Annotated in this window: 22 protein-coding genes; 12 read left to right on the top strand and 10 right to left on the bottom strand. The window is 63.3% G+C overall.

The features are described 5' to 3' along the window. The first annotated feature begins 3 nt into the window (after positions 1-3). Both Mame_RS21030 and Mame_RS21025 read left to right on the top strand, forming a co-directional pair. Positions 4-1,113 (top strand): mannitol dehydrogenase family protein, encoded by a 1,110-nt coding sequence (locus tag Mame_RS21030; protein WP_018064446.1) that lies wholly within the window; start codon positions 4-6, stop codon positions 1,111-1,113. Further along, a complete protein-coding gene (locus tag Mame_RS21025) occupies positions 1,110-2,075 on the top strand; it encodes an aldo/keto reductase (RefSeq protein ID WP_018064447.1) in 966 nt (321 codons plus the stop codon). Before Mame_RS21030 ends, Mame_RS21025 begins: the two co-directional genes overlap by 4 nt. Before the next feature lie 52 nt (positions 2,076-2,127). Here the strand turns inward: Mame_RS21025 and Mame_RS21020 are convergent, their stop codons facing one another. Genes Mame_RS21020 through Mame_RS20980 form a run of 9 tightly spaced genes read right to left on the bottom strand, consistent with a single transcriptional unit; the run spans position 2,128 to position 9,845 of the window. After that, positions 2,128-2,577, bottom strand: coding sequence for a deoxycytidylate deaminase (locus tag Mame_RS21020; protein ID WP_018064448.1), 450 nt, complete (start codon positions 2,575-2,577; stop codon positions 2,128-2,130). Between the two features lie 27 nt (positions 2,578-2,604). Further along, on the bottom strand, positions 2,605-3,453 hold the full coding sequence (locus tag Mame_RS21015) for a dihydrodipicolinate synthase family protein (RefSeq protein ID WP_018064449.1): 849 nt from the start codon (positions 3,451-3,453) through the stop codon (positions 2,605-2,607). Beyond that, positions 3,450-3,797 (bottom strand): 4Fe-4S dicluster domain-containing protein, encoded by a 348-nt coding sequence (locus tag Mame_RS21010; RefSeq protein ID WP_018064450.1) that lies wholly within the window; start codon positions 3,795-3,797, stop codon positions 3,450-3,452. The genes Mame_RS21015 and Mame_RS21010 overlap by 4 nt, the downstream gene beginning before the upstream one ends. Before the next feature lie 6 nt (positions 3,798-3,803). Continuing rightward, the gene (locus Mame_RS21005) at positions 3,804-4,580 is read right to left on the bottom strand and encodes an enoyl-CoA hydratase-related protein (protein ID WP_018064451.1); all 777 of its coding nucleotides are present in this window, start codon (positions 4,578-4,580) and stop codon (positions 3,804-3,806) included. Continuing rightward, positions 4,577-5,743, bottom strand: coding sequence for a CaiB/BaiF CoA transferase family protein (locus tag Mame_RS21000; RefSeq protein ID WP_033409984.1), 1,167 nt, complete (start codon positions 5,741-5,743; stop codon positions 4,577-4,579). Before Mame_RS21000 ends, Mame_RS21005 begins: the two co-directional genes overlap by 4 nt. Before the next feature lie 11 nt (positions 5,744-5,754). Further along, positions 5,755-7,122, bottom strand: coding sequence for an FAD-dependent oxidoreductase (locus Mame_RS20995; protein WP_018064453.1), 1,368 nt, complete (start codon positions 7,120-7,122; stop codon positions 5,755-5,757). A 58-nt stretch (positions 7,123-7,180) separates the two neighbouring features. Beyond that, positions 7,181-7,996, bottom strand: coding sequence for an ABC transporter permease (locus Mame_RS20990; RefSeq protein WP_018064454.1), 816 nt, complete (start codon positions 7,994-7,996; stop codon positions 7,181-7,183). Beyond that, entirely contained in the window at positions 7,990-8,796 is an 807-nt protein-coding gene (locus Mame_RS20985; RefSeq protein WP_018064455.1) for an ABC transporter ATP-binding protein, read from the bottom strand. Before Mame_RS20985 ends, Mame_RS20990 begins: the two co-directional genes overlap by 7 nt. Before the next feature lie 5 nt (positions 8,797-8,801). Next, a complete protein-coding gene (locus Mame_RS20980) occupies positions 8,802-9,845 on the bottom strand; it encodes an ABC transporter substrate-binding protein (protein ID WP_018064456.1) in 1,044 nt (347 codons plus the stop codon). 155 nt (positions 9,846-10,000) lie between these two features. Here Mame_RS20980 and Mame_RS20975 point away from each other — a divergent pair, with 155 nt between their 5' ends. Further along, on the top strand, positions 10,001-10,924 hold the full coding sequence (locus Mame_RS20975) for a LysR family transcriptional regulator (protein WP_026173415.1): 924 nt from the start codon (positions 10,001-10,003) through the stop codon (positions 10,922-10,924). A 66-nt stretch (positions 10,925-10,990) separates the two neighbouring features. Here the strand turns inward: Mame_RS20975 and Mame_RS20970 are convergent, their stop codons facing one another. Next, complete coding sequence (locus Mame_RS20970; protein ID WP_018064458.1) at positions 10,991-11,692, bottom strand: cyclic nucleotide-binding domain-containing protein; 702 nt, start codon at positions 11,690-11,692, stop codon at positions 10,991-10,993. Between the two features lie 242 nt (positions 11,693-11,934). Between Mame_RS20970 and Mame_RS20965 the strand changes: the two genes are divergently transcribed. Genes Mame_RS20965 through mog form a run of 9 tightly spaced genes read left to right on the top strand, consistent with a single transcriptional unit; the run spans position 11,935 to position 24,387 of the window. Next, positions 11,935-14,610 carry a nitrate/nitrite transporter gene (locus Mame_RS20965; RefSeq protein WP_018064459.1) on the top strand — a complete coding sequence of 892 codons (2,676 nt, stop codon included), beginning with the start codon at positions 11,935-11,937 and terminating at the stop codon, positions 14,608-14,610. A gap of 24 nt (positions 14,611-14,634) precedes the next feature. Beyond that, positions 14,635-18,378: a nitrate reductase subunit alpha gene (locus Mame_RS20960; RefSeq protein WP_018064460.1), complete on the top strand. Its 3,744-nt coding sequence runs from the start codon at positions 14,635-14,637 to the stop codon at positions 18,376-18,378. Next, positions 18,375-19,913 (top strand): nitrate reductase subunit beta, encoded by a 1,539-nt coding sequence (narH, locus tag Mame_RS20955; RefSeq protein WP_018064461.1) that lies wholly within the window; start codon positions 18,375-18,377, stop codon positions 19,911-19,913. The genes Mame_RS20960 and narH overlap by 4 nt, the downstream gene beginning before the upstream one ends. Next, a complete protein-coding gene (narJ, locus tag Mame_RS20950) occupies positions 19,913-20,623 on the top strand; it encodes a nitrate reductase molybdenum cofactor assembly chaperone (RefSeq protein WP_018064462.1) in 711 nt (236 codons plus the stop codon). The genes narH and narJ overlap by 1 nt, the downstream gene beginning before the upstream one ends. Positions 20,624-20,633: 10 nt before the next feature. Then, positions 20,634-21,353 (top strand): respiratory nitrate reductase subunit gamma, encoded by a 720-nt coding sequence (gene narI, locus Mame_RS20945; protein ID WP_018064463.1) that lies wholly within the window; start codon positions 20,634-20,636, stop codon positions 21,351-21,353. A gap of 6 nt (positions 21,354-21,359) precedes the next feature. Beyond that, positions 21,360-22,265, top strand: a complete 906-nt coding sequence (locus tag Mame_RS20940) for a peptidylprolyl isomerase (protein WP_018064464.1) — start codon at positions 21,360-21,362, stop codon at positions 22,263-22,265. A gap of 50 nt (positions 22,266-22,315) precedes the next feature. Continuing rightward, positions 22,316-22,846 carry a DUF2478 domain-containing protein gene (locus Mame_RS20935; protein WP_026173418.1) on the top strand — a complete coding sequence of 177 codons (531 nt, stop codon included), beginning with the start codon at positions 22,316-22,318 and terminating at the stop codon, positions 22,844-22,846. Next, entirely contained in the window at positions 22,836-23,864 is a 1,029-nt protein-coding gene (moaA, locus tag Mame_RS20930) for a GTP 3',8-cyclase MoaA (protein WP_018064466.1), read from the top strand. The genes Mame_RS20935 and moaA overlap by 11 nt, the downstream gene beginning before the upstream one ends. A 1-nt stretch (position 23,865) precedes the next feature. Further along, complete coding sequence (gene mog / locus Mame_RS20925; protein ID WP_018064467.1) at positions 23,866-24,387, top strand: molybdopterin adenylyltransferase; 522 nt, start codon at positions 23,866-23,868, stop codon at positions 24,385-24,387. Positions 24,388-24,409: the final 22 nt, after the last annotated feature.

Below are 24,409 nucleotides of genomic sequence, written 5' to 3'. Positions count from 1 at the left end.
CACATGTCAATTGTCCTGCAATTCGGCACCAGCCGGTTTCTGCAAGCCCATGCCGATCTGTTCATCTCCGAGGCGATGGCCGAGGGGCGGGCGCTGGGACCGGTGACGGTGGTGCAATCAAGCGGCGACCCGGCGCGGCGCAAACGGCTTGAGGCGCTCGCCGCGCCCGGGGGCTACCCGGTGCTGGTCAAGGGCATCGAGAATGGCGTGCCGGTCGAGCGGGAGGTGCGGGTCACCGCGATTGCCCGTGCCTTGACCACGGAAACGGACTGGCCGGAGATCGTCCGCATTGCCGCGGAGGAGACGCAGGTCATTCTTTCCAATACCGGCGATGCGGGCTGGAAGCCGCAAGCCGAAGATGCCTTGCCCTATTTTTCGCAGGCCATGTCCTATCCCGCGAAATTGATGCAGCTTTTGTTCGCGCGCTTTCAGGCCGGCGGACAGAAACTGACGGTCATGCCCGCGGAACTGATCGCCCGCAATGGCGAGACGTTGCGCGCGCGGGTTCTGGAACTTTCCGCGCCGCTATCGGCCGATTTTGCGGCCTGGGTGGGCGAAAGCGTGGTTTTCGCCAATTCGCTGGTCGATCGCATCGTGTCCGAGCCGCTGGAGCCGGCGGGCGCGGTGGCCGAGCCCTATGCGCTCTGGGCTATCGAGGATGCCCCGAACCTGACCTTGCCCTGCACGCACCCCGCTATCCAAGTGGTGCCCGATCTCGGGCGGATCGAGAAACTCAAGCTCCATATTCTCAATCTCGGCCATACCTATCTGGTCGCCCGCTGGCTGGCGCGCGGCGGCGAGCGGGACCGGCTGGTGCGCGACGAAATCGCCGATGCGGCCATAAGTGCCGATCTGGCAGACCTTTACGAAAAGGAAGTGCTGCCGACCTTCCTTGCCGCCGGCTATGGCGATGAGGCCAAAGACTATGTCGCTACCACGCTTGAACGTTTCGCCAATCCGTTTCTGGTGCACCGGCTTTCGGATATCGCGCAGAACCATGGCGAGAAGACCCAACGTCGCATTGGCGCTTTCATCGACTGGGGCAGGGCGCTCGGCGTCACCGGCGATCAGCCGCGGTTGAAGCGGATTGTCGAAGAGGAGGCACGCACATGAAAACCAACCGGATCGGCCGCACGACGGTGGAGGTCACCGACATTTCCTTCGGCTGCGCGGGCCTCGGCAATCTGTTCCGCAAGGTTGATGATGAGACCGCTCAGGCCATTCTCGCCCGGGCCTGGGAACGCGGCATCCGCTATTTCGACACCGCGCCGCATTATGGGCGCGGCCTTTCCGAACAGCGGCTTGGCCGGTTCCTCAGGACGCGCGAGCGGGCCGACTACGTATTGTCCACCAAGGTCGGGCGGCTCCTCTCGCCCGGTCCTGCGCTTGCCGAGGCGGATGGATTTTTCGAGCCGCTGCCCAATGCCGTGCGCTACGATTATTCCGGCGACGGCATCGAGGCCGCCTTCGAGCAGAGCTGCGAACGGCTTGGCACCGCGCGCATCGATATCGTCTATGTCCACGACATCGGCGTTTACACCCATGGTGATGACAATGACCGGCACATGGCGGATCTGATAGGCTCGGGTATCGACCGGCTGCAGACGCTCAAGGCGGCCGGCCGCATCGGTGCTTTCGGCCTCGGCGTCAATGAAAACCGCGTCTGCCTCGATATCATGGCCGAGACCGAGATCGACGTGATCCTGCTCGCCGGCCGGCTGACGCTGCTCGACCGTTCGGCGGAGGCGGAACTCGTGCCGTTATGCCGCGAAAAGCAGGTCAGCCTCGTGCTGGGCGGCATCTTCAATTCCGGCATTCTGGCGACCGGACCGGTCCCCGGCTCGCATTACGACTACGGTCCCGCGCCGGACGATATCCTCGCCAGGGTCGAAGCACTCCAGGACCGCGCCGAAGCCGCCGGCGTCTCGCTTGCCGAGGCCGCGTTGCGCTTCGCGCTCACCCATCCGCAGGCGGCTTCCGTGCTGATCGGCACGGCGAAACTATCCTCGCTCGACCGCAATCTTGACGCGGCGGAAGCGCATTGGCCGAAATCCGCCGACGCCGTGTTGCGCTAACCCGCCGGCGGGCACAGCAGACGAGCCTTGCCGCGACAGGGGGCTAGCTGCCTCATCCGGTCTTGATCGCGATCCCGGCTTCGCGCAGCATGGTCTCGGACACATCGAAGCTGTGATCCAGCTTGCCATCGTTTTCCGGCTTGGGCGGGCAATCGACGCATGTGATCCCGCTCTGGATGATGGCGCGGGCGCAGTCGGCGCAGGGGAAGCGGTTGACATAGATCGTGCAGCCCACAAGAGCCGCGCCGGAGCGGGCGGCGTTATAGACGGCATTTCGCTCGGCATGCTCGATCCAGAAGAATTTCTCGCCGCTGGCGCGGTCGAAGCGGGCGGGGTCCTCGTCGGAGACGCCGCGCGGCAGGCCGTTATAGCCGGTGGCGCGCACCTCGTGCCCGGGTCCGACGATCACCGCGCCAACCTTGAAATCGCGATCCTCGGACCACGAGGCCGTCTCGTCGCACAGTGCGCGGAACCGTTTGGACCAGGTCGCTTCATCAGCCATGGCGAATCTCTCTCATCGTTGTTGACATCAAATGGCATCAAGCGCCGCGCGCGACGGCGTGTCCGCTTGGGTGAAGGGTGGCAGGACATTCTCCCAGACAGGATCGCCGCTGCGTTTTCCGACGAGATACTTGACGGCCGGCACCAGAGGGTGGGCCGCGATCTTCCTGCGGGTCTCTGCGATCCGCGCGGCAAGCGCCTCGTCGGGGGCGGCAAGATAGGCGGCGCAGAGCGGCGCGGAAATGTTGACGGTGGCCGAAATGCAGCCGGCGAAGCCGGATGCCTGCATTTCGGCAAGCGCGGTTTCGGAGCTCGGAAACACGGAAAGCCCCGGCACAGCGGCAACAAGGCTCCGGCAATAGGCGAGATCGCCGGACGAATCCTTGATGCCGGCGAAGCGTGCCGGGCGAGCCGCGGCAAGCCGCGCGACGACATCGACGGGGATCGGTACGCCGGTCATCTGCGGAAAATTGTAGAACCAGATCGCGATCGGGCTTTCACCGAGGGCTTCGTCGAGCGCCCTGTACCAGGCATAGAGGCCGTCATCGCTGACCGGCTTGTAGTAGAACGGCGGCAGAACCAGAGCGATGCGATAGCCCATATCCGCCGCGGCCCGGGTCAGTTCCAGCGTATCGGCAAGCGAGGTCAGGCCGGTGCCGACCATCAGGCGGGCGGGATCAAGGTTTTGCGCGGCCCAGCCCATGACCGCCTTGCGCTCCGCAATGCCGAGCGAATTGGCCTCGCCCGTCGTGCCGAGCACGTTGAGCCCGTCGCAGCCATTCGCGAGCGCCCAGCGGCAATGTTCCAGAAACGGTTCCTGCAAGGCCCTGCCGTCCCCGTCGACCGGCGTCGGCACCGCCGCGATAATGCCCTTCATGACTGATTTTCCTTTTCTGATTTCGTTGGCCAGTTCCGGACCAGCGGGTGGTCGTTTACCGGCGGCGATGACCTGGACCTGCCGCCCGGTTCCCTGAGCCCGCCTTCGCCATCGTCGAACACGGCACGGCTGATGGCGTTGAAGCGTGCGATTTCCGCGCCCGGATCGTCGTCGTAACGGATGGCGTCAACCGGGCAGATGCTCTCGCACATGCCGCATTCGATGCATTCGGTCGGGTGGATGTAGAATATCCGCTCGCCCTCATAGATGCAGTCAACCGGACAGACGGTGGCGCAGACGCCGTCCTTGATATCGATGCATTCGCTCTTGATCACCAGCGCCATGAAACTCTACCTGCCGCGCCAGACCGGCGCGCGCTTTTCCCGGAAGGCTGCGACCCCTTCCTCTGAATCCTCGGAAACCAGCGCCGCGATCAGTTCCGGCGTCTGCACCGCGCGGGCTTCCATGGGCGAAAGATGTGCGGTCCTGCGCAGGGTCGCCTTGATCGCCTTTACCGACAGGGGTGCCGATTTCAGTATATCGGCGACCCAGGCATCGACCTCGGCATCAAGGTTTTCCGGCGGCACGACCGCGTTGACGAGGCCTGCGGCCTGCGCTTCGGCGGCGCTCATCATCCGCCCGGTCATCATCAGGCCGGCTGCGATGTTACGCGGAATCAGCCGTTGCAGGGCGACCATGCCGCCATCGAGCGGAAGGCGGCCGACCTTCGCCTCGGGCAGGCCGAAGCGGGCGGTGTCGCTCGCGATCACGATATCGGCGCCGAGCACCATTTCCAGCCCGCCGCCGAGTGCTAACCCGTTGACGCGGGCGATCACCGGCACGGTGAGGCTCTGGCGCAGCGCAATGCCGCCGAAGCCGTTCGGGTTCATCCGCGCCCAGTATTCGAGGCCCGAAGCGCCGGAGCCGGATTTGAGGTCCGCGCCCGCGGAAAAGGCGCGCTCGCCGGCCCCGGTCAGCACCACGCAGCGGATATCCGGGTCGCCTTCGATGGCGGTCCAGATTTCCTCCAGCCGGGCCTCGGTTCGCTGATCGACGGCGTTCATCCTATCGGGCCGGTTGATGGTGACCCGCGCGACATGGCTTTCGATGGAAAACAGAACGCTCATCCGGCTGCCCTTACCTTCGCGTCAAGGCCGAACTCGGCGATTACCTCGGCAGTGTGCTCGCCGAGTTTGGGCGGCTTGTGACGCAGCACCACGGGCGCGTCGCTCAAATGCACCGGAGAGGCGACGACCTGCAGCGGCCCGAGGAGATCATGTTCGAAATCGAGCAGCATGCCGTTGATGGCCGTCTGCGGATCGTCCAGCGCCTCGCCGAGCGCGCGTACCGGGGCGCAGAGCAAATCCTCATTCTCGAGCCGTTCGATCCAGTGCGCGGTGGTATTGGTGGCAATCACTTCGGCGAAGCGTGTCTGCAGATAGGGCTTGTTGGCGCGTTGGCTGGCAAGATCCGGATAGGTCGGCGACAGGTCCTCGATACCGAGCGCGGCGCAGATATCGCGCAACGGGTTGGCCTTGAACGCCCCGACGATCACCAGGGCGCCATCGGTGCTGTCGAATACCCCCGTCAACGGCATCGCGGCCCAGTTCAAAACGGCATGATGCTTGCTCCACTGGGCCGCCTCCTGCATCTGCATGGCGATCATGGAATCGTAGAGCGAAACCTCGACGCGCTGGCCGTGGCCGGTCTTCTCGCGGGAGAGAAGGGCCGCGAGCACGCCCTGCACCAGATGCATGCCGGCGGTATAGTCGCAAAGCGTGGTCGGGTAGATCGAGCGCGGGATAGAGGGGTCGGAGGTCTTTTCCATCACCCCGGTCATCGCCTGCGCCAGCACATCCTGTCCGCCCTTGTGCGCATAGGGACCGGTCGAACCGAAACCCGTGCCCGACGCGCAGATGATCTTCGGGTTGATCGCCTTCAGGGCCTCGTAGCCGAAACCGAGACGCTCCATCACGCCGGCGCGGAAATTGTCGACCACGACATCGGCCTGGCGCACGAGATCATAGACCATCGCCTTGCCCTCTGCCGTCTTGGTGTTGATCTCGACGGAGCGCTTGTTGCGGTTCAGCGAGCAGTAGACCGCATTGTTGCGGCCGGCCTCGGTGTGGTCGTCGAAGAAATGGCGCGACAGGTCGCCGGCCCCCGGACGCTCGATCTTGATCACGTCCGCCCCGAAATCAGCCAGCATCTGCGTCGCGCAGGGACCGAGCATCACCTGCGTGAAATCGATCACGCGGATGCCGGAGAGAGGAAGGCTATCGGTATTCATGGCATTGTCTTTCATTCTGCTGCTGCGGTGTTTTCGACGCGGGCGTTCGCCGAGGGGATATCGCCGGGATCGGCGCCCTGCGCGCGCATGCGCTTCTGGATGGTGGCGACATCGGCATCGCGCAGCGCCACGTTCTGTTCGAGCGCCACGGCGACGGCCACGCCTGCCGCCTCGCCCTGCGCCATACAGGGCGGGATCTCGCGCGACAGTTTCTGCGCCTCGCTTTCCACCGAATAGTGGCGACCGGCGACGATCAGGTTGTCGATCCCCTTCGGCAGCAGGGCGCGGTAGGGCGTGTAGTAATCCCGGCCCCGGCAGACGCTGTCGGTAAAGTGGCGGCGGCTCTTCACATCGTCGCGGGTGACGACATATTCGCCCTGCAACAACCGGGTTTGACGGATGCCGAGCTGTTCGGCGGCACCCAGCATCTTGGCGTCCTCGAACCCCGGCAGGTTGGCGCGCACGAAGTGCAGCAGCTTCATCATCCGCTCGCGGCCCTCGATCTCGGCGGCCAGCATGTCCTCCGGCGAGAGGCCGTCATAGCCCGGCATATGCGGGCAGTTGCACCAGACGATGCCCGGCAGCGGCGTCTTCAGCCACCACATGCCCCATGCCCCGCCGATGACCCGGCGCACCTGCCGGTCGAGCGCCTTGTATTCCTCCGGATGTTCGAATTCAAAGGCCTCCGCCTTTTCGGTATCGACATCGCAAAGCCGGAACACGGTGGTGACGATATACTGGCCGGTGAGGAACGACGCGCCCGCCGAGGCGGCGACATCAAGATCGCCGCTGGCATCGATCACCATCTTCGCGCGGATCGCCTGACGGCCGACCTTGGTCTGGCAGATGATGCCGGTGACGCAGCCGTCCTCCACCAGCGCTTCGGAGAACCAGGAATGAAGCCTGAGATTGACGCCGGCTTCCCGGACCAGGTTGAGGCTGGTGCGCTTCCAGCAGTCGGGATCGAAGGCGACGGCGTGGATGATCGGTTGCGGCATGCCGGTCTTGTGAAAGTCGATCGCACCCCAGCGCGACCATTTGCGCCACATCTCCCAGTTCGTCAGGCAGTCTTCCGGCGGGGGATAGACCGCGCCGTCCTCCGCCGCCATCCTGTCGACGAATTCGGAGACAATGCCGGTGGTGACGATCTCGTTGCCGTCATTGACCATGTCATCCAGCACCAGAACCATGCCGCCGGACGCCATACCGCCGAGATGGTGATAGCGCTCCATGAGCGTGACCGAGCAGCCGTTGCGCGCGGCCGACACCGCGGCGCTCACGCCCGCCGGACCGCCGCCGATGACCACGACATCGCAATCGGCGACCAGCGGTATCTGCTCGTCCCGTTTCAGGGTGATATGTCCGTATGTCTCTTTCATCTTGGCACAGCTCTTCCCCGGGCAGATCGCCCGTCTTGAAATTCCGGTTGAGGTTTTCCTACCAGCGCACGATCAGGCGTTCGGCGAGCGTCACGCAGGCAAACAGCAGCACCGACAGCCCGGACGACAGGAACACCGTTGCGTAGAGCAGCGCGGAGCGGAAATTGAAGGTGGCATCGAGGATCAGCGCTCCGAGCCCCATATTGGCTCCCACCCATTCGCCGACGATCGCGCCAATGACGCAGGTGGTCGCCGCAATCTTCAGCGCCGAGAACAGGAACGGCAGCGACGACGGCAGCCGCACCTTCCAGAACACTTCCGATTTGGATGCCGACAGCACCCGCGTCAGCTCCAGGATCTGCGGACTTGCCGAATTGAGGCCGCGCACCATGTTGACCAGCGTCGGAAAGAAGCAGATCAGCGCCGCGATCATCACCTTGGCCGTCAGCCCGGAACCGAAGATCAGCACCAGGATCGGTGCGATCGCCAGGATCGGAACCGTATTGATAAAGACGGCCAGCGGGAAGAACGCCCGTTCGACCATCCGGCTGTGCACGAAGGCGATCGCGATCAGCACCGCGACCAGATTGCCGAACAGGAAGCCGAGGACCGCTTCCAGCAATGTCGGCCAGAAATTGGCCATCAGCGTTGCGAAATCCTTGACGAAGACGAGTGCCACGTCGCTCGGCGCCGGCGCGATGTAGGACGGCACGCCGAAAAGGCGGACGCCGGCCTGCCATATCAAAAGCAGGAAGATCGCGGTGCCGACGGGTATCGCCACCGAAATCAGCCGCGACAGCCGGGCCGCGCGGATTGCGGCGACATTGTCCCGCGCTTCCATATCGGCGGATATCTGAGAGATCGCCATCAGCATGTCTCCAGAATCTGGCGCAGTTCCGCCGCATGGCGGATGAACTCCGGCGTTTCGCGCTGGGCAATCGACCGGGGGCCGGGAATATCGATCTCGACGATTTTCCGCAGCCGGCCCGGATGGGCCTGCAGCATCAGCACCTTCTGGCCGAGGAAGACGGCTTCCGGGATCGAGTGGGTGACGAACAGGATCGTCGCCCCCGTTTCTTCCCAGATCTTCAGCAGTTGCAGGTTGAGGTGGTCGCGGGTCATCTCGTCAAGCGCGCCGAAGGGCTCATCCATCAGCAGCAGCTTGGGGTGACAGACCAGCGCCCGGGCAATCGCCACGCGTTGGCGCATGCCGCCGGAAAGCTCGTGCGGCAGCGCGTCCTCGCGGCCTTTCAGCCCGACGAGCTCCAGCAGTTCACGCGGGGTCTTGTCGCTGACAGGCAGTTTGATGCCACGGCTGCGCCCGACCTCGAGCGGCAGTTCGACATTCTTGAGAGCGCTGCGCCACGGCAACAGGCTGGCATCCTGAAACACGAAGGCGAATTCGCGGGCAAGCCTTGCTTCCTCCGTTGACTTGCCGAACACGCTCACCTCGCCGGAGGCCGGCGGAATGAGATCGGAGACGAGACGCAGCAGCGTGGACTTGCCGCATCCCGAAGGGCCGAGGATCGACCAGAACTCGCCCTCTGCGATATCGAGGCTGAGGTCCTGAATCGCGGTGAAATCACCGAATTTCACCCATGCATTGCGCAGCCGGGCAGCAAGCGCCTCAGCGCCTGCCTCCCGATATGCTGTCGCCGTGTTTGGCGCGTTCATGGCATCTACCCCAGCTTGGGCCGCGTATCGGCGGTGGCTTCCAGAACGGAGAGCGTCATGACCTCGTCAACGGTCGGCGCGCCGCCCTCGAACTGGTCGAGCGCCTTGTAGATGTCGATCTGGTCCTGCCAGTTTTCGGTGGTCATCGTGCCCCAGCCGTGTTCCTTCGTGGTCTCGTTGAAGGAGTAATCGAGCACCAGCGGCACGGCCTGCATCTCCGCGGCCTTGTCGAAATTCGGATAGGCCTCGACCAGATAGTCGACTGCTGTTTCCGGGTTTTCGCGGGCAAAGCCCCAGCCGCGGGAGATCGCGCGGATCATCGCATCCACTTTGTCGCCGTGGTCGGCAAGCGTGCTGTCGGTCACGTAGAAAGGGTTGGCGTAAAGCTTGATGCCGGCGTCCCAGAGCGTCATGTCGACGCGCTGGTCGCCCAGTATCTCGAGCGCCTTCACATTGGTCTTCCAGCCGGTGATCGCATCGACCTGGCCGGTCATCAGCGGGTTCATGTCGGAACCGATGATCACCAGTTCGACCTGATCTTCCGGAATGTTGTTCTTGGCGAGCAGCGCCCTGAACAGAATGCGTCCGGTGGCCTGGGTGCCGATCTTCTTGCCGATCATGTCCTCCGGCTTGGTGATCGGTTTCTCCTTCAGCGAGAAATAGGTGTAGGGATGCTGCTGATAGCCGGCGGCGATGCATTTCACCGGAATGCCGGCCGCGCGCGCCAGCATCAGCGACGGGCTGGACGACACCTGGCCGAGATTGGCGCGGCCGGAGGCGACGGAGGCGACGCCATCGATGTTCGGGCCGCCCGGAATGATCTCGAATTCGAGACCCTCCTCGGCGAAATAGCCGAGCTTGTTGGCGCAGATCTCACCGAGATTGCCGTTGGAGGCGAGCCAGCCGAGCTGCATGGTGACCTTGAAGGTATCCGCTGCCCGTGATGGCGTGAATGAAATCAGGCTACCCGCGCCGGCAAGGCCGGCGGCGGCGCCCATGGATTTCAGAAGCGAACGACGGCTTAGCCCGTTCGAATTGAATTGCGGCATTGATGTTCTCCCTGCCACTGGTTGCTGATGCACTGACCCGGTGTTCCCCTGCCGGTTATCAGTGAAGGAAGTGTACGGAGCATATGGCGCTGCAAAAAGTGCAAAAACCTGCTAACAGTGAGGCATAAAATGCACCACTTATGGCGGAGCGCCCGATGCATTCGACATTCATGCGCTATTTCGACGAGGTTGCCCGCCAGGGATCGATCCGCAAGGCCGCGGCCGTTCTCAACGTCTCCTCGACCACGGTGAACCGGAAGATCATCGCCACGGAAAAGACGATCGGCGTGCTTCTGCTGGAGCGCACGCCCGAGGGCGTGACGCTGACTGATGCCGGGCGGATCGTGCTGGAACACTGTCGCGAGACGCTGAATGGCTACGAGCGCACCAAGATGATGCTCGATGACATTCGCGATCTGCGCTCGGGCCACATCAATATCTGCGCCATCGATTCCGTGACCTACGGCCTGCTGCCGCGCATTCTGCTCGATTTCAACAGCGTCTATCCGCAGATCACCTATTCGGTCACCACAGCGCAGCCGGATGACATCATGGAGGCGGTGGCGAGCGGCATTTGCGATATCGGGATCACCTTCACCTTCGACGTGCATCCCGGCGTGAGGATCATTTCGGAGAAGGGCGCGCCGATCGGGATCATCATGCGGCCCGACCATCCGCTTGCCACCCGCTCAAGCCTGTCGATCGCAGACCTCGACGGACTGAAACTGGTGCGCACGGTTGATGCGCGCGGGCGCAACTCTATCATCGATCAGGCGTTTACCGGCATCGCGCCCTCGCTCTCCACCAACTGCTTCACGGATACGCTTCATGTCGCCAAGCACATGATCCTGGCGGGCCGCAGTCTGGGGGTCTATACCCAGATCGGGTTCTATGACGAGATCCAGCAGCGCCGCCTGTGCTTCGTGCCGCTGCAGCAGGATGTGCTGCTGAACCTGAAGATCGGCGTCGTGATGTCCGCCGCCTCGGGCATTTCCCCGCCCGAGCGCCTGCTCGGCAACGAGATCAAGCGGGCGCTGGCGGGCCTGCGCCTCGATGCCGCGGCGCCCGGTCCGTCATAGAGCCAATACCCGTTGCCGGGCAGGTCCGAACACAAGGAGCGAGGGTGGCCCTGCCTTGCGGAGGGCTCAGGTGCCGGGGTCGTCGATGAGCGGGGTCGGTTTGGCGAGGGTTTCCAGAGACTTGATGTCGGAAAGCCGGATTGTCGTTCCGTTGACCTCGACGCCGTAGGGCTTCAGCGTGTTGAAGGCGCGCGACAGGTTTTCCGGCGTCATGCCGAGCAGGGAGGCGAGCGTGCGCTTGTCGTAGGGCAGCTCGAATTCACCGGTACCCTTGCCGAATTCATGGTTCTGCCGAAGCAGCGTATTCGCCAATCGCTCGACGGAACTGCGCAGCTTGAGGCCCTTGTGCTCCTTGATGACGTAGCGATAGCTGCCGGCCATCTCCAGCACCATCGCCCTTGCGAAGGCGTCATCGAGTTCGAAGATCGAGCGGACGTCTTCCGACGGGATCAGCAGGATTTTCGAGCGCGCCCGCGTGCGCGCCGACATCAGATAGACCGCATCCTTCAAGACGGCGGCCAGGATGAAGGGGCTGACCGGATGCACCATCGCCATGGTGGCCTCGCGGCGGTTGGCATTGGCGTAAAGCTCGACGCAGCCCTCGATCACGACATAGAGGAAATCCGCCGGATCGCCCTCGTGTACGAGATCGAGTTGCGGCGGGAAGGTCTGCAGATAGGCCGCCTGCATCAGCGCCTCGAAATTCTCCTCGCCCATGCTGTTGAACAGGCCGAGCGCGCGCACCTCGGGCAAATCGGATGACCGCATCACATCGCCTTGATTTTTTTCGTGTCTTCAATTGATAAATTTAGCAGCAACAGCCGGCATCCGCAACAGGCCGATTTGACGATGATTTCAGCGCGGGATGGCAATTTCACGCGCAGTTCTTGTTTGTCCCGCGCCGCCCGTCAACCTTGACTTAGGTCAACTTCGCAGGGCTGCAACGCCTTCTAACTCTCAGGCAGAATTTCCAATGAGCGGGCTTCCGCTCGAGCCTTAGGGGGCATTTCATGTCTGCAGTTGACGGTGTTTCGCGAAGCGATCAGCGCCGGGCGCTCGGTCTCAGCACTGTGGCCTTCACGGTCTGTTTTGCGGTCTGGACGATCTTCGCCATCATCGGGGTCGAGATCAAAAGCGAACTCGGCCTTTCCGAAACCCAGTTCGGCATTCTGGTGGCAACGCCGGTTCTCACCGGCTCGCTGACGCGGCTGATGCTCGGCATCTGGACCGAGCAATATGGCGGGCGGCTGGTGTTTCCGTTGCAGATGCTACTGGCCGCCGCGGCGACCTTTCTTCTGACCAGCGCGACAACCTATCCGCTTTTCCTGCTCGCCGCCCTTGGCGTCGGCCTTGCCGGCGGTTCCTTCGCCGTTGGCGTCACCTATGTCTCGCACTGGTATCCGCCGGAAAAGCAGGGCACCGCGCTCGGCATTTTCGGCGCCGGCAATGTCGGCGCGGCGGTGACCAAGTTCGGCGCGCCTTTCGTCATGGTCGCCTTCGGCTGGCAGGCGGTGGCCAATGTCTGGGCCTTCGCGCTTGCAGCGATCGCCGTCATCTTCTTCGTTTTTTCGAAACATGATCCGGTGTTCGAAGCCCGCCGCCGCAGCGGAGCGAAGGCCACCACGGTTGCGGCCCAGCTTGCGCCGCTGAAGAACCTGCAGGTCTGGCGCTTCTCGCTGTACTATTTCTTCGTCTTCGGCGCTTTCGTCGCGCTGGCGCTGTGGCTGCCGCATTACCTCGTCGATGTCTACGGCGTCGATATCCGCACTGCGGGCATGGCGGCGGCGGCCTTCTCGCTCTCGGCCAGCCTGTTCCGCGCCTATGGCGGGCATCTCTCGGACCGGTTCGGCGCGCGCTCGGTGATGTACTGGACCTTCGGCTTTGCGCTGTTCTTGCTGTTCATGCTGTCCTATCCGCCGACGAGCTACACGATCCACGCCAAGGGCGGCGATATTGTCTTCTCGACGGCCATGAGCTTCGGCGCCTTCGTGCTGATGATCTTCTGTCTCGGTTTCTTCATGAGCCTCGGCAAGGCGGCCGTCTACAAGCATATCCCGGTCTACTATCCCGACAATGTCGGCTCGGTCGGCGGTCTCGTCGGCATGATCGGCGGGCTCGGCGGCTTCGTCCTGCCGATCGTGTTCGGTACGCTGCTGGACCTGACCGGCGTCTACACCACCTGCTTCGCCTTCCTCTTTCTGCTGGTGCTGGTCGCCCTGACCTGGATGCACCTTTCCATTCGTCAGATGGAACGCCGCAACCGGGCCAGTGACGACACCCTGCCGGAACTGCCGGAATTCGAGGGCATGACGCCGAAGACGTCGGCGGCGACGCTGACGGAATGGAACCCGGAAGACAAGACCTTCTGGGAACAGACCGGACGCAAGGTCGCCAAGCGCAATCTGTGGATCTCCATTCCCGCGCTGCTTCTGGCCTTTTCGGTCTGGATGGTGTGGTCGGTTGTCGTCGCGCGGCTTCCCGCGATCGGCTTTAACTTCACCGACGCCCAGCTCTTCTGGCTGGCGGCGCTGCCGGGGCTTTCGGGCGCGACGCTCAGGATTTTCTACTCCTTCATGGTGCCGATCTTCGGCGGCAGGCTCTGGACCACGCTGTCCACCGCCTCGCTGCTGCTGCCGGCCATGGGCATCGGCTATGCCGTGCAGAACCCGGAAACGCCCTATCTGATCTTCCTCGTTCTGGCGCTTCTGTGCGGTCTCGGCGGCGGCAACTTCGCCTCGTCCATGGCCAATATCAGCTTCTTCTTCCCCAAGGCCGAAAAGGGCAATGCGCTCGCCATGAATGCCGGTCTCGGCAATCTCGGGGTCTCGGTCATGCAGTTCCTCGTGCCGGTGGTCATCACCATGGGCGTCTTCGGCGCGCTCGGCGGCGAACCGCAGGCGCTGAGCGACGGGGGACGGCTGTGGCTGCAGAATGCCGGCTTTGTCTGGGTGCCATTCATCATCGCCGCCACCATCGCCGCCTATTTCGGCATGAACGATATCGCCTCGGCCAAGGCCTCCTTTGCCGATCAGGCGGTGATCTTCTCGCGCTTCCACAACTGGATCATGTGCATTCTCTATACCGGCACATTCGGCTCGTTCATCGGCTATTCGGCGGGTTTCCCGCTGCTGATGAAGACGCAGTTCCCGGAGGTCAATGCGCTCTCCTACGCCTTCCTTGGCCCGCTGGTCGGCGCGCTGAGCCGTGCGGGCACCGGCTGGATTTCCGACCGCTTCGGCGGCGGGCGGGTGACCTTCTGGACCTTCGTCGGCATGTTCGTCGCCGTGGTCGGCGTGCTGCAATTCCTGCCGCATGGAGGTGAGGGCGGTAATTTCTGGGCCTTCTTCGCCTGCTTCATGGCGCTGTTCTTCCTCACTGGTGTGGGCAATGCATCGACCTTCCAGATGATCCCGGCGATCATGCGCGAGGAAGTGCCCCGACTGATGCCGGAACTGGATGCGGGCGCGCTGCAGAAGCAGACGGACCGCGAGAGCGCGGCGATCATCGCCTTCACCTCCGCGATCGCCGCCTATGGCGCATTCTTCATCCCCAAATCCTACGGCACCGCGATCTCGATGACCGGCGGACCGGACATGGCGCTGTGGGGCTTCGGCATCTTCTACGTCATCTGCGCCGTGCTGACCTTCTTCTACTACACCCGCCGCAACGCGCCGGTGCCCTGCTAATCGCCCGAAACAAAGGAACGGATCATGTCTCTTCTCCTCGACCGCCTCAACTTTCTGGCACGCAAGAATGTCGATACATTCTCCGATGGTCACGGCGTCACCACCAATGAAAATCGCGACTGGGAAGACGCCTATCGCAAGCGCTGGCAGCACGACAAGATCGTGCGCTCTACCCATGGCGTGAACTGCACGGGCTCCTGTTCGTGGAAGATCTACGTCAAGGGCGGGATCGTCACCTGGGAAACCCAGCAGACCGATTATCCGCGCACCCGGCCCGACATGCCCAATCACGAACCACGCGGCTGTTCGCGCGGCGCCAGCTACAGCTGGTATATGTATTCGGCCAATCGGGTGAAATACCCGCTGATCCGGGCGCGGCTCCTGAAGCTCTGGCGCAGGGAACGCGCCGACAAGAGCCCGGTCGCCGCCTGGCGCGCCATTCAGGAGGACCCGGCCAAGCGGGCCGAATACATCAAGGTGCGCGGCCTCGGCGGCTTCGTGCGCGCCACCTGGGACGAGGTCAACGAGCTCATCGCGGCGGCCAACGCCTATACCGCGAAGAGGTGGGGGCCCGACCGCGTCATCGGATTTTCGCCGATCCCGGCGATGTCGATGGTCTCTTACGCGGCCGGGTCCCGCTACCTGTCGCTGCTCGGCGGCACCTGCATGTCGTTTTACGACTGGTATTGCGACCTGCCCCCGGCCTCGCCGATGACCTGGGGCGAGCAGACCGACGTGCCGGAATCGGCTGACTGGTACAATGCCGGCTTCCTGATGCTCTGGGGCTCCAACGTGCCGCAGACACGCACGCCGGACGCGCATTTCTACACGGAGGTGCGCTACAAGGGCACGAAGTCCGTCGTCGTCTCGCCGGACTATTCGGAAGCCGCAAAATTCTCCGATCTCTGGCTGCACCCGAAGCAGGGAACCGATGCGGCGCTCGCCATGGCGCTCGGCCATGTGATCCTGCGCGAATACCATCTCGACCGGACGGTCGGCTATTTCGACGATTACTGTCGCCGCTACACCGACATGCCGATGCTGGTGCGGCTGGTGAAGAAGGACGGCCGTTTCGTGCCGGAACGCTTTCTGCGTGCCTCCGACTTCAAGGATGGTCTCGGCGAGAGCAACAATCCCGAATGGAAGACGGTCGGCTTCGACGCGAAGACCGGCGACGTCGTCGCGCCGCGCGGGTCGGTGGGCTATCGCTGGGGCGAAAAGGGCAAGTGGAACCTCGAGCAGAAGGATGGCGCGGGCGCTGAAATCGATCTGGTCATGAGCCTTGCGGAAAGCCATGACGGCGTCGAGGACGTTGCATTCCCCTATTTCGGCAGCCGGGCGCATGACTATTTCGAGGGCACTGATCATGACGACGTTCTGGCGCGCAAGGTGCCGGTCCGCCGGGTGGCGCTTGCGGATGGCGAGGCGATCGTCGCCACGGTCTTCGACCTGTTCGTCGCCAATTACGGCCTCGACCGCGGCTTCGGCGGCGACAATGTCGCAAGTTCTTTCGACGATGGAACGCCCTATACGCCGGCCTGGGCGGAGAAGATCACCGGCGTTTCCCGCGAGCAGATCATCGCGACCGCCCGCGCCTTCGCGGGCAACGCCGAAAAGACCAACGGCCGCTCCATGGTCATTCTCGGCGCCGGTCTGAACCACTGGTACCACATGGACATGAACTACCGTGGTATCATCAACATGCTGGTGATGTGCGGCTGTATCGGCCAGTCCGGCGGCGGCTGGAGCCATTATGTCGGCCAGGAAAAGCTGCGCCCGCAGACGGGCTGGCTGCCGCTCGCTTTCGGACTCGACTGGCAGCGCCCGCCGCGCCACATGAACTCGACCTCGTTCTTCTACGCCCACACCGATCAGTGGCGCTACGAGACGGTGAAGGTCGACGAACTGCTGTCTCCGACCGCGCCGGAAGGCCCGTGGGATGCAACGCTGATCGATTACAACATCCGCGCCGAGCGCATGGGCTGGCTGCCCTCAGCGCCGCAATTGCGCACCAACCCGCTGGAGGTCGCCCGTGCGGCGGAAGCCTCGGGCCAAAAGCCTGCCGATTATGTCGCCGATGCGCTGAAAACCGGCACGCTTTCCATGTCCTGCGAAGACCCGGACGCGGAGGAAAACTGGCCGCGCAACATGTTCGTCTGGCGCTCCAACCTGCTCGGCTCCTCGGGCAAGGGGCACGAATATTTCCTGAAACACCTGCTTGGCACATCACACGGCCTGCTTGGCAAGGATCTCGGCGACGAGGGCCGTCAGGAGGTGAAGGAGGCCGTCTGGCATGACGAGGCGCCGGAAGGAAAGCTCGATCTGTTGGTGACCCTCGACTTCCGCATGTCGACCACCTGCGTCTATTCCGACATCGTTCTGCCGACGGCGACATGGTACGAGAAGAACGACCTCAACACCTCCGACATGCACCCCTTCATCCATCCGCTGACAAGTGCTGCCGATCCGGCCTGGCAGTCGCGCTCGGACTGGGAAATCTTCAAGGGTATCGCAAAGACGTTTTCCGAAGTCGCGCCGGAAGTGCTGGGCGTCGAAAAGGATATCGTGCTGGTGCCGACCCTGCACGACACCCCCGGCGAACTGGCCCAGCCCTTCGATGTGAAGGACTGGAAACAGGGCGAAACGGACCCGGTTCCGGGCAAGACCATGCCGACGGTCGCCGTGGTCGAGCGGGACTATCCCAATCTCTACAAGCGCTTCACCTCCGTCGGCCCGCTTCTCGATAAGCTCGGCAATGGCGGCAAGGGGATTTCCTGGAACACCGAGCATGAAGTCGGCCTTCTGGGCAAGCTCAACGGCACGGTGACGGAAGAGGGGGCCTCGAAGGGCCGTCCGAAGATCGAGACCGATATCCATGCCACCGAGGTGATCCTGTCGCTGGCGCCGGAAACCAATGGCGAGGTCGCGGTCAAGGCCTGGGCAGCGCTCTCGGCGATCACCGGGCGCGACCACACCCATCTCGCCCTTCCGAAAGAAGACGAAAAAATCCGCTTCCGCGACATCGTCGCTCAGCCGCGCAAGATCATTTCCTCGCCGACATGGTCGGGGCTGGAATCGGAAAAGGTCTGCTACAACGCCTGCTACACCAATGTCCACGAGCTGATCCCGTGGCGCACGCTCTCCGGGCGGCAGCAGCTCTATCAGGACCATCTGTGGATGCGGGCCTTCGGCGAGGCCTTCTGCGTCTACCGCCCGCCGATCGATACCGGAACCGTGACGCCGGCAATCGAGGCGCGCCTCGACGGCCAGCCGCATCTGGTGCTGAACTTCATCACCCCGCACCAGAAATGGGGCATCCACTCCACCTATACCGACAACCTGTTGATGCTGACGCTGAACCGCGGCGGCCCGGTGGTGTGGATCTCCGAGCCCGACGCCGCCCGCGCCGGCATCGTCGATAATGACTGGGTCGAGGTCTACAACGCCAATGGCGCGCTGGTCGCCCGCGCGGTGGTCTCGCAGCGCATGAAGGACGGCACGATCTTCATGTACCACGCGCAGGAGAAGATCGTGAACACGCCCGGCTCGCCGCTGACCGGCCAGCGCGGCGGCATTCACAACTCCGTCACCCGCGTGATCCCGAAGCCCACCCACATGATCGGCGGTTACGCCCATCAGGCCTACGGTTTCAACTACTACGGAACCGTGGGCGCCAACCGCGATGAATTCGTCGTCGTCCGCAAACTCGAAAATGTCGACTGGATGGACGAGACCCCAAGCCTTGCAGGAAAGGAGGCCGCAGAATGAAGGTCCGCGCACAGATCGGCATGGTGCTCAATCTCGATAAATGCATCGGGTGCCACACCTGCTCCGTCACCTGCAAGAATGTCTGGACGAACCGGGAAGGCGTTGAATACGCCTGGTTCAACAATGTCGAGACCAAGCCGGGGATCGGATTTCCCAAGGAATGGGAAAACCAGAAGAAATGGAATGGCGGCTGGGTCCGCAAGAAGAACGGCCGGATCGAGCCGAAGATGGGCGCCAAATGGCGCATCCTCGCCAAGATCTTCGCCAATCCGGACCTGCCGGAAATCGACGACTATTACGAACCCTTCGATTTCGACTATGGCCATCTCCAGACCGCCGGCGAGAGCAAGACCATGCCGACGGCTCGGCCGCGCTCGAAGCTGACCGGCGAGCGGATGGAGAAGATCGAATGGGGCCCGAACTGGGAGGAAATCCTCGGCGGCGAATTCGAGAAGCGCTCGAAGGATGTGAATTTCGAGGGCGTCGAGAAGGAAATCTACGGCCAGTTCGAAAACACCTTCATGATGTATCTGCCGCGCCTGTGCGAGCACTGTCTGAACCCGACCTGTGTCGCCGCCTGTCCCTCAGGCGCGATCTACAAGCGTGAGGATGACGGCATCGTCCTGATCGACCAGGAGAAGTGCCGGGGCTGGCGCATGTGCGTCTCCGGCTGCCCCTACAAGAAGATCTATTACAACTGGAATTCCGGCAAATCGGAAAAGTGCATCTTCTGCTATCCGCGCATCGAAGCCGGCCAGCCGACGGTGTGCTCGGAAACCTGCGTCGGTCGTATCCGTTACCTCGGCGTCATTCTCTATGATGCCGACCGGATTTCGGAGGCGGCGTCGACGGCGAACGAGCAGGATCTCTACGAGGAACAGCTCAAGGTGTTCCTCGATCCGAACGACCCGGCGGTCATCGAACAGGCCCGCAAGGACGGCGTGCCGGACGACTGGCTGAAGGCGGCGAGGAACTCGCCGGTCTACAAGATGGCGATCGACTGGAAGGTGGCCTTCCCGCTGCATCCGGAATACCGCACCCTGCCGATGGTCTGGTACGTACCGCCGCTCTCGCCGGTCCAGTCCGCCGCCGAAGCCGGCAAGCTCGGTCTCGATGGCGATATGCCGGACGTGAAGTCGCTGCGTATTCCCGTGCGCTACCTCGCCAACTTTTTGACGGCGGGCAAGGAGGAGCCGGTGGTGAACGCGCTGGAACGCATGCTCGCCATGCGCGCCTATATGCGCGCCAAAACCGTCGACGGCGTCGACGACAACGCGATTGCCGAACGCGTCGGCCTCACCGGCCGGATGATCGAGGATATGTACCACGTGATGGCAATTGCCAATTACGAGGATCGTTTCGTCATCCCGACCACCCATCGCGAGGTCTCCGAAGACGCCTATGACGTCCGCGGGTCCTGCGGCTTCTCCTTCGGCAATGGCTGTTCCGGCGGCAATTCCGACACGGAACTCTTCGGCGCCGGCCGCCGCAAGGTGGTGCAGACGCCGACCGATATCTCCAAGGAGCAGGTCTGATGAACATCGCCCTGAAAATCACCTCGCTGCTCCTGTCCTATCCGGAGCAGGAACTGCTGGATGAATTGCCGGAACTGAAGGCGGCGCTCGCGTCCTCGGCGGTTCCCGAAGCCGTCGCCGTCGCTCTGGGCAGGCTGATCGACGACTTGGCCGGCCGCGATCTCTACGAGGCCCAGGAACGCTACGTCCATCTCTTCGACCGCACCCGCGCGCTGTCTCTTCATCTCTTCGAGCATATCCACGGCGAAAGCCGGGATCGCGGTCAGGCCATGGTCGACCTGATGGCGCTATATGAGGCCGGTGGTTTCGAGATCGACGCAAAGGAACTGCCGGACTACCTGCCGCTGTTTCTGGAGTTTCTCTCCACGCGTCCAAAGGCCGAGGCGGAAGACCTTCTCGGCCAGACCGCGCATATCACCGAGGCCATCGGCGAGCGGCTGAGGAAGCGTGAATCCGTCTACGCCTCGGCCTTTGCGACGCTTTCCCTGCTGTCATCCGCCGAGGCTGACAAGAAGCTCCTGAAGGAGCTGATGGCCGCACCCGAAGACGACCCCGACGACCTCAAGGCGCTCGACAGCATCTGGGAGGAAGAAGCCGTCACCTTCGGCGGCAATGCCGGCGAGGGCGCGTGCGGGCCGGACCGGCTCAGGACCCGCATGCGCGCTTCAGAACGTCAACCCGGCGATGTCGCCGGTTCCGTTTCGAACTAGGAGACAGACCATGTCAGCCTATCTCAACACCCTCGTTTTCGGCATCTATCCTTATATCGCGCTCACGGTGCTGATCTTGGGAACCGTCATCCGCTATGATCGCGAACCCTATTCGTGGCGCTCGGGTTCGTCGCAACTGCTGCGCCGCAAGCAGCTCATCTGGGGCTCCGTGCTGTTTCACGTTGGCGTGCTGGTCATCTTCGTCGGCCATCTCGTCGGGCTTTTGACGCCGATCTGGGTCTTCGATGCGCTCGGCATAAGCCACGAGGCCAAGCAGATACTGGCCGTCGTCGCCGGCGGCATTGCCGGGGTTTTCGGCATCGTCGGCGCGACCCTGCTCGTCCATCGCCGTCTGTTCGACGCGCGGGTGCGCGCCGCCTCGACCTTCAGCGATACGATGATCATCATCCTGCTTTGGCTGCAGCTTTTGCTCGGTCTCGGTACGATTCCCGTATCGCTGCATCATCTCGATGGCCATGAAATGGTGAAGTTCATGAGCTGGGCGCAGGGCATCTTCACCTTCAACTTCGCCGCCTCGTCCTACGTCGCCGATGCCGCGTGGATCTTCAAGGCGCATATTGTCCTGGGCCTCACCATTCTGCTCGTCTTCCCCTTCACGCGGCTGGTGCACATGCTGAGCGTTCCGGTGCGCTACATCTGGCGGCCCGGCTATCAGGTCGCCCGCCAGAAGGGCGATGGCTCGCGCATCAACGGCACACCGGCGGAGTGACGCACAATGGTCAATCTCTTCACACCGCAACAGCCGCAAACGTCGGGCGCCAGCCCCGAGTCCGGCAGCGGCTATCAGGCTGTCGACACGAAAATTCCGCCCAAGGCGCGGCCGGTGTTTTCCGAGATTTCCGTCAACGGCGTCACGATTGCCGAAAGCGCCATCCTCGCCGAGGCCCAGAACCACCCGGCAGACAATCCCGGCGCGGCGCTTAGGGCCGCGGCTGAGGCGCTTGTCATCCGCGAACTGCTGCTGCAGAAGGCTGCGGAAGAACAGGTGACCGGCACGCCGGAGACAACCGCAGACGGGAAGACCGAGACTGCCGAGGATGCGAAGATCCGGGCGCTGATCGAGATATCGGTCGACGCGCCTTCGGCCGATGAGGCCGAATGCCGCCGGTTTTATGATAACAACCGGAGCCGTTTCCGCTCCGAACCGATCTTCGAGGCGAGCCATATCCTGCTTGCCGCAAGTCCGGCCGACGAGGCCGCCCGGCGGCAGGCGCGCGCGGAGGCCGGGCAAATGATCGCGGAGCTTGAAGCCGGCGCCGTTCGCTTCAGTGAGCTGGCGCGGGCGCGCTCGGCCTGTCCGTCGGCGGAACATGGCGGCAATCTCGGTCAGCTTTCGCCGGGCGGCACCGTGCCGGAATTCGAGGCGGTGCTGATGCGGCTGCCGGAAGGCGAGGTGACAGGTTCGCCGGTTGAAACCCGCTATGGCTTTCATATCATCCGCATGGATCGCCGGATCGAGGGCGCGCAATTGCCGTTCGAGGCGGTCAGACCGCGCATCGCCGCCTGGCTGGAGGCTGCCTCCTGGTCGAAGGCCGTTCAACAATTCATCGCCGTTTTGGCGGCGGAAGCGACCATCGAGGGTATCGAGATCACCGGCGCCGATGGGCCGCTGGTGCAGTAAAGGCAAAGGGTTTTGTGATGGTGAACGCGGAAACAAGGACGGGTGAAAGCATGTTGCTCGCCTATATCCCGTTCATGCAGGATGACGCCGCCGACCGGGTTCTGGAAGCGGTGGCACGGCAGTTGATTGCAAAGGGGCATCGCGTCGAAGGCTTCATCCAACATGCCGAAAAGGATGAGGGCCAGTGCTGCGGCGCGGTCGATCTGGAAGACATCGCCACCGGCAGACGCTGGCAGATCATGCAGGCGCTCGGTGCTCATGCGCGCGGTTGCCGGTTGGATTTCAACGCGCTTTCGGACGCCGCCGTTTTTGCCCAGACTCGGATCGGGGTGCAGCCGGATCTCCTCATTCTCAACCGTTTCGGCAAGGGGGAAGCGCAGGGCGGCGGGCTGCGCTCGGTTTTCGAGGCCGCCTTTGTGGCAGGCGTGCCGATCCTGACCTCGGTGAAGGAGGCCTATCTCGATGACTGGCACGCCTTTGCAGGCGACCTGTCGCAGACTCTGCCGGCGGAGGTCGAAGCGGTTCTCGACTGGAGCCTTTCGGCCGTCGTTCGCGCGGGAAGGACTGACGATGCGGCATGAAAGCGCGATAAGACAGGCCGTGCCGCGTCCTCTCGTCGATGGCTTCGGCCGCACCGCGACCTATCTCCGGCTGTCGGTGACGGATCGCTGCGATCTGCGCTGCACCTATTGCATGTCCGAGAACATGACGTTTCTGCCACGGCGTGAAATCCTCGATCTTGAGGAGTTCCACCGGCTTTCCCGCATCTTCATGGCGCGCGGTGTGCGCAAGATCCGGATCACCGGCGGTGAGCCGCTGGTGCGCAAGAATATCATGTCGCTGTTTGCCATGCTCGGCGCTGACCTGAATCGTGGCATGCTCGACGAGCTGACGCTGACGACCAACGGCACGCTGCTGGATCGCCATGCGGAAGCGCTGTTCGCCCATGGCGTGCGCCGGGTGAATGTCTCGCTCGATACGCTCGATCCGGAGCGCTATCAGACGATCACCCGGTGGGGACGGATCGAGCGGGTCTTCGCCGGCATCGAGGCGGCGCAGGCGGCAGGCCTCAGGGTCAAGATCAACGCGGTTGCCATGCGCGGCGCTTTCGAACGCGAGGTGGACGAGCTGATCCGCTTTGCCCATGAACGCGGCATGGACCTGACGCTGATCGAGGAAATGCCACTCGGCGAGGGGCAGCATGATCGTCGGGAGAGTTTTTTGTCGCTCTCGAAGCTGCGCGACATGCTTTCGAAGCGCTGGACCCTTGAGCCGCTTGCCGTCAGCAGCGGCGGGCCGGCGCGCTATGTTCGGGTCGCCGAGACCGGCGGCCTGTTGGGGTTCATCACGCCGTTGTCCTGCGATTTCTGCGCCACCTGCAATCGCCTGCGCGTCAGCGCCACCGGCGATCTTTTCACCTGCATGGGCAATGAGGGGCGAGTTGGCCTGCGCGATGCCCTGCGGGCGGGCGATGACGATCGACCCGTCGCCGCGCTGATTTCGCGCGCGGTGGCGATGAAGCCCGAGGGGCATGCATTTTCGATTACGAATGACCATGTCGAGGGCATCGGGCGGACGATGTCCGTGCTTGGAGGTTAAAATGCTGATTGTCGCACTGACCATTTCCGATCGCGCCAGCCGGGGTGAATATGAAGATCAAAGCGGCGCCATGATCGAGACCTGGCTGGCGGAAACCATCACGTCGCCCTATGCCCTGAACCGCGTCATCATCCCGGACGGGGTGGTTTCCGTGCGGGAAGCGCTGGCGGATCTGTGCGATAATGTGAAAGCCGACCTGATCCTGACCACCGGCGGCACGGGGCCTGCGCCGCGCGATGAGACGCCGGAGGCGATGCATGCGATAATGGAAAAGGAATTGCCGGGCTTCGGCGAATTGATGCGGCGCGTCAGCCTGGAACAGGCGCCGACCGCCATCCTCTCGCGCCAGACTGCCGGCGTGCGCGGCAAGAGCCTGATCGTCAACCTGCCGGGCCGCCCGGCGTCGATAAGGCTTTGCCTCGATGCAGTTTTCCCGGCAATCCCCTATTGTCTCGACCTGATCGGTGCCGGTCGCATCGAGACCGATCCGGCACGGGTCAAGGCCCACCGGCCACCGGGCTGAAACCGGCCATTCGAGAAGGAGT

Source organism: Martelella mediterranea DSM 17316, assembly GCF_002043005.1.
Classification (GTDB): Bacteria; Pseudomonadota; Alphaproteobacteria; order Rhizobiales; family Rhizobiaceae; genus Martelella; species Martelella mediterranea.
This window is presented reverse-complemented; position numbering and strand designations above follow the sequence as displayed.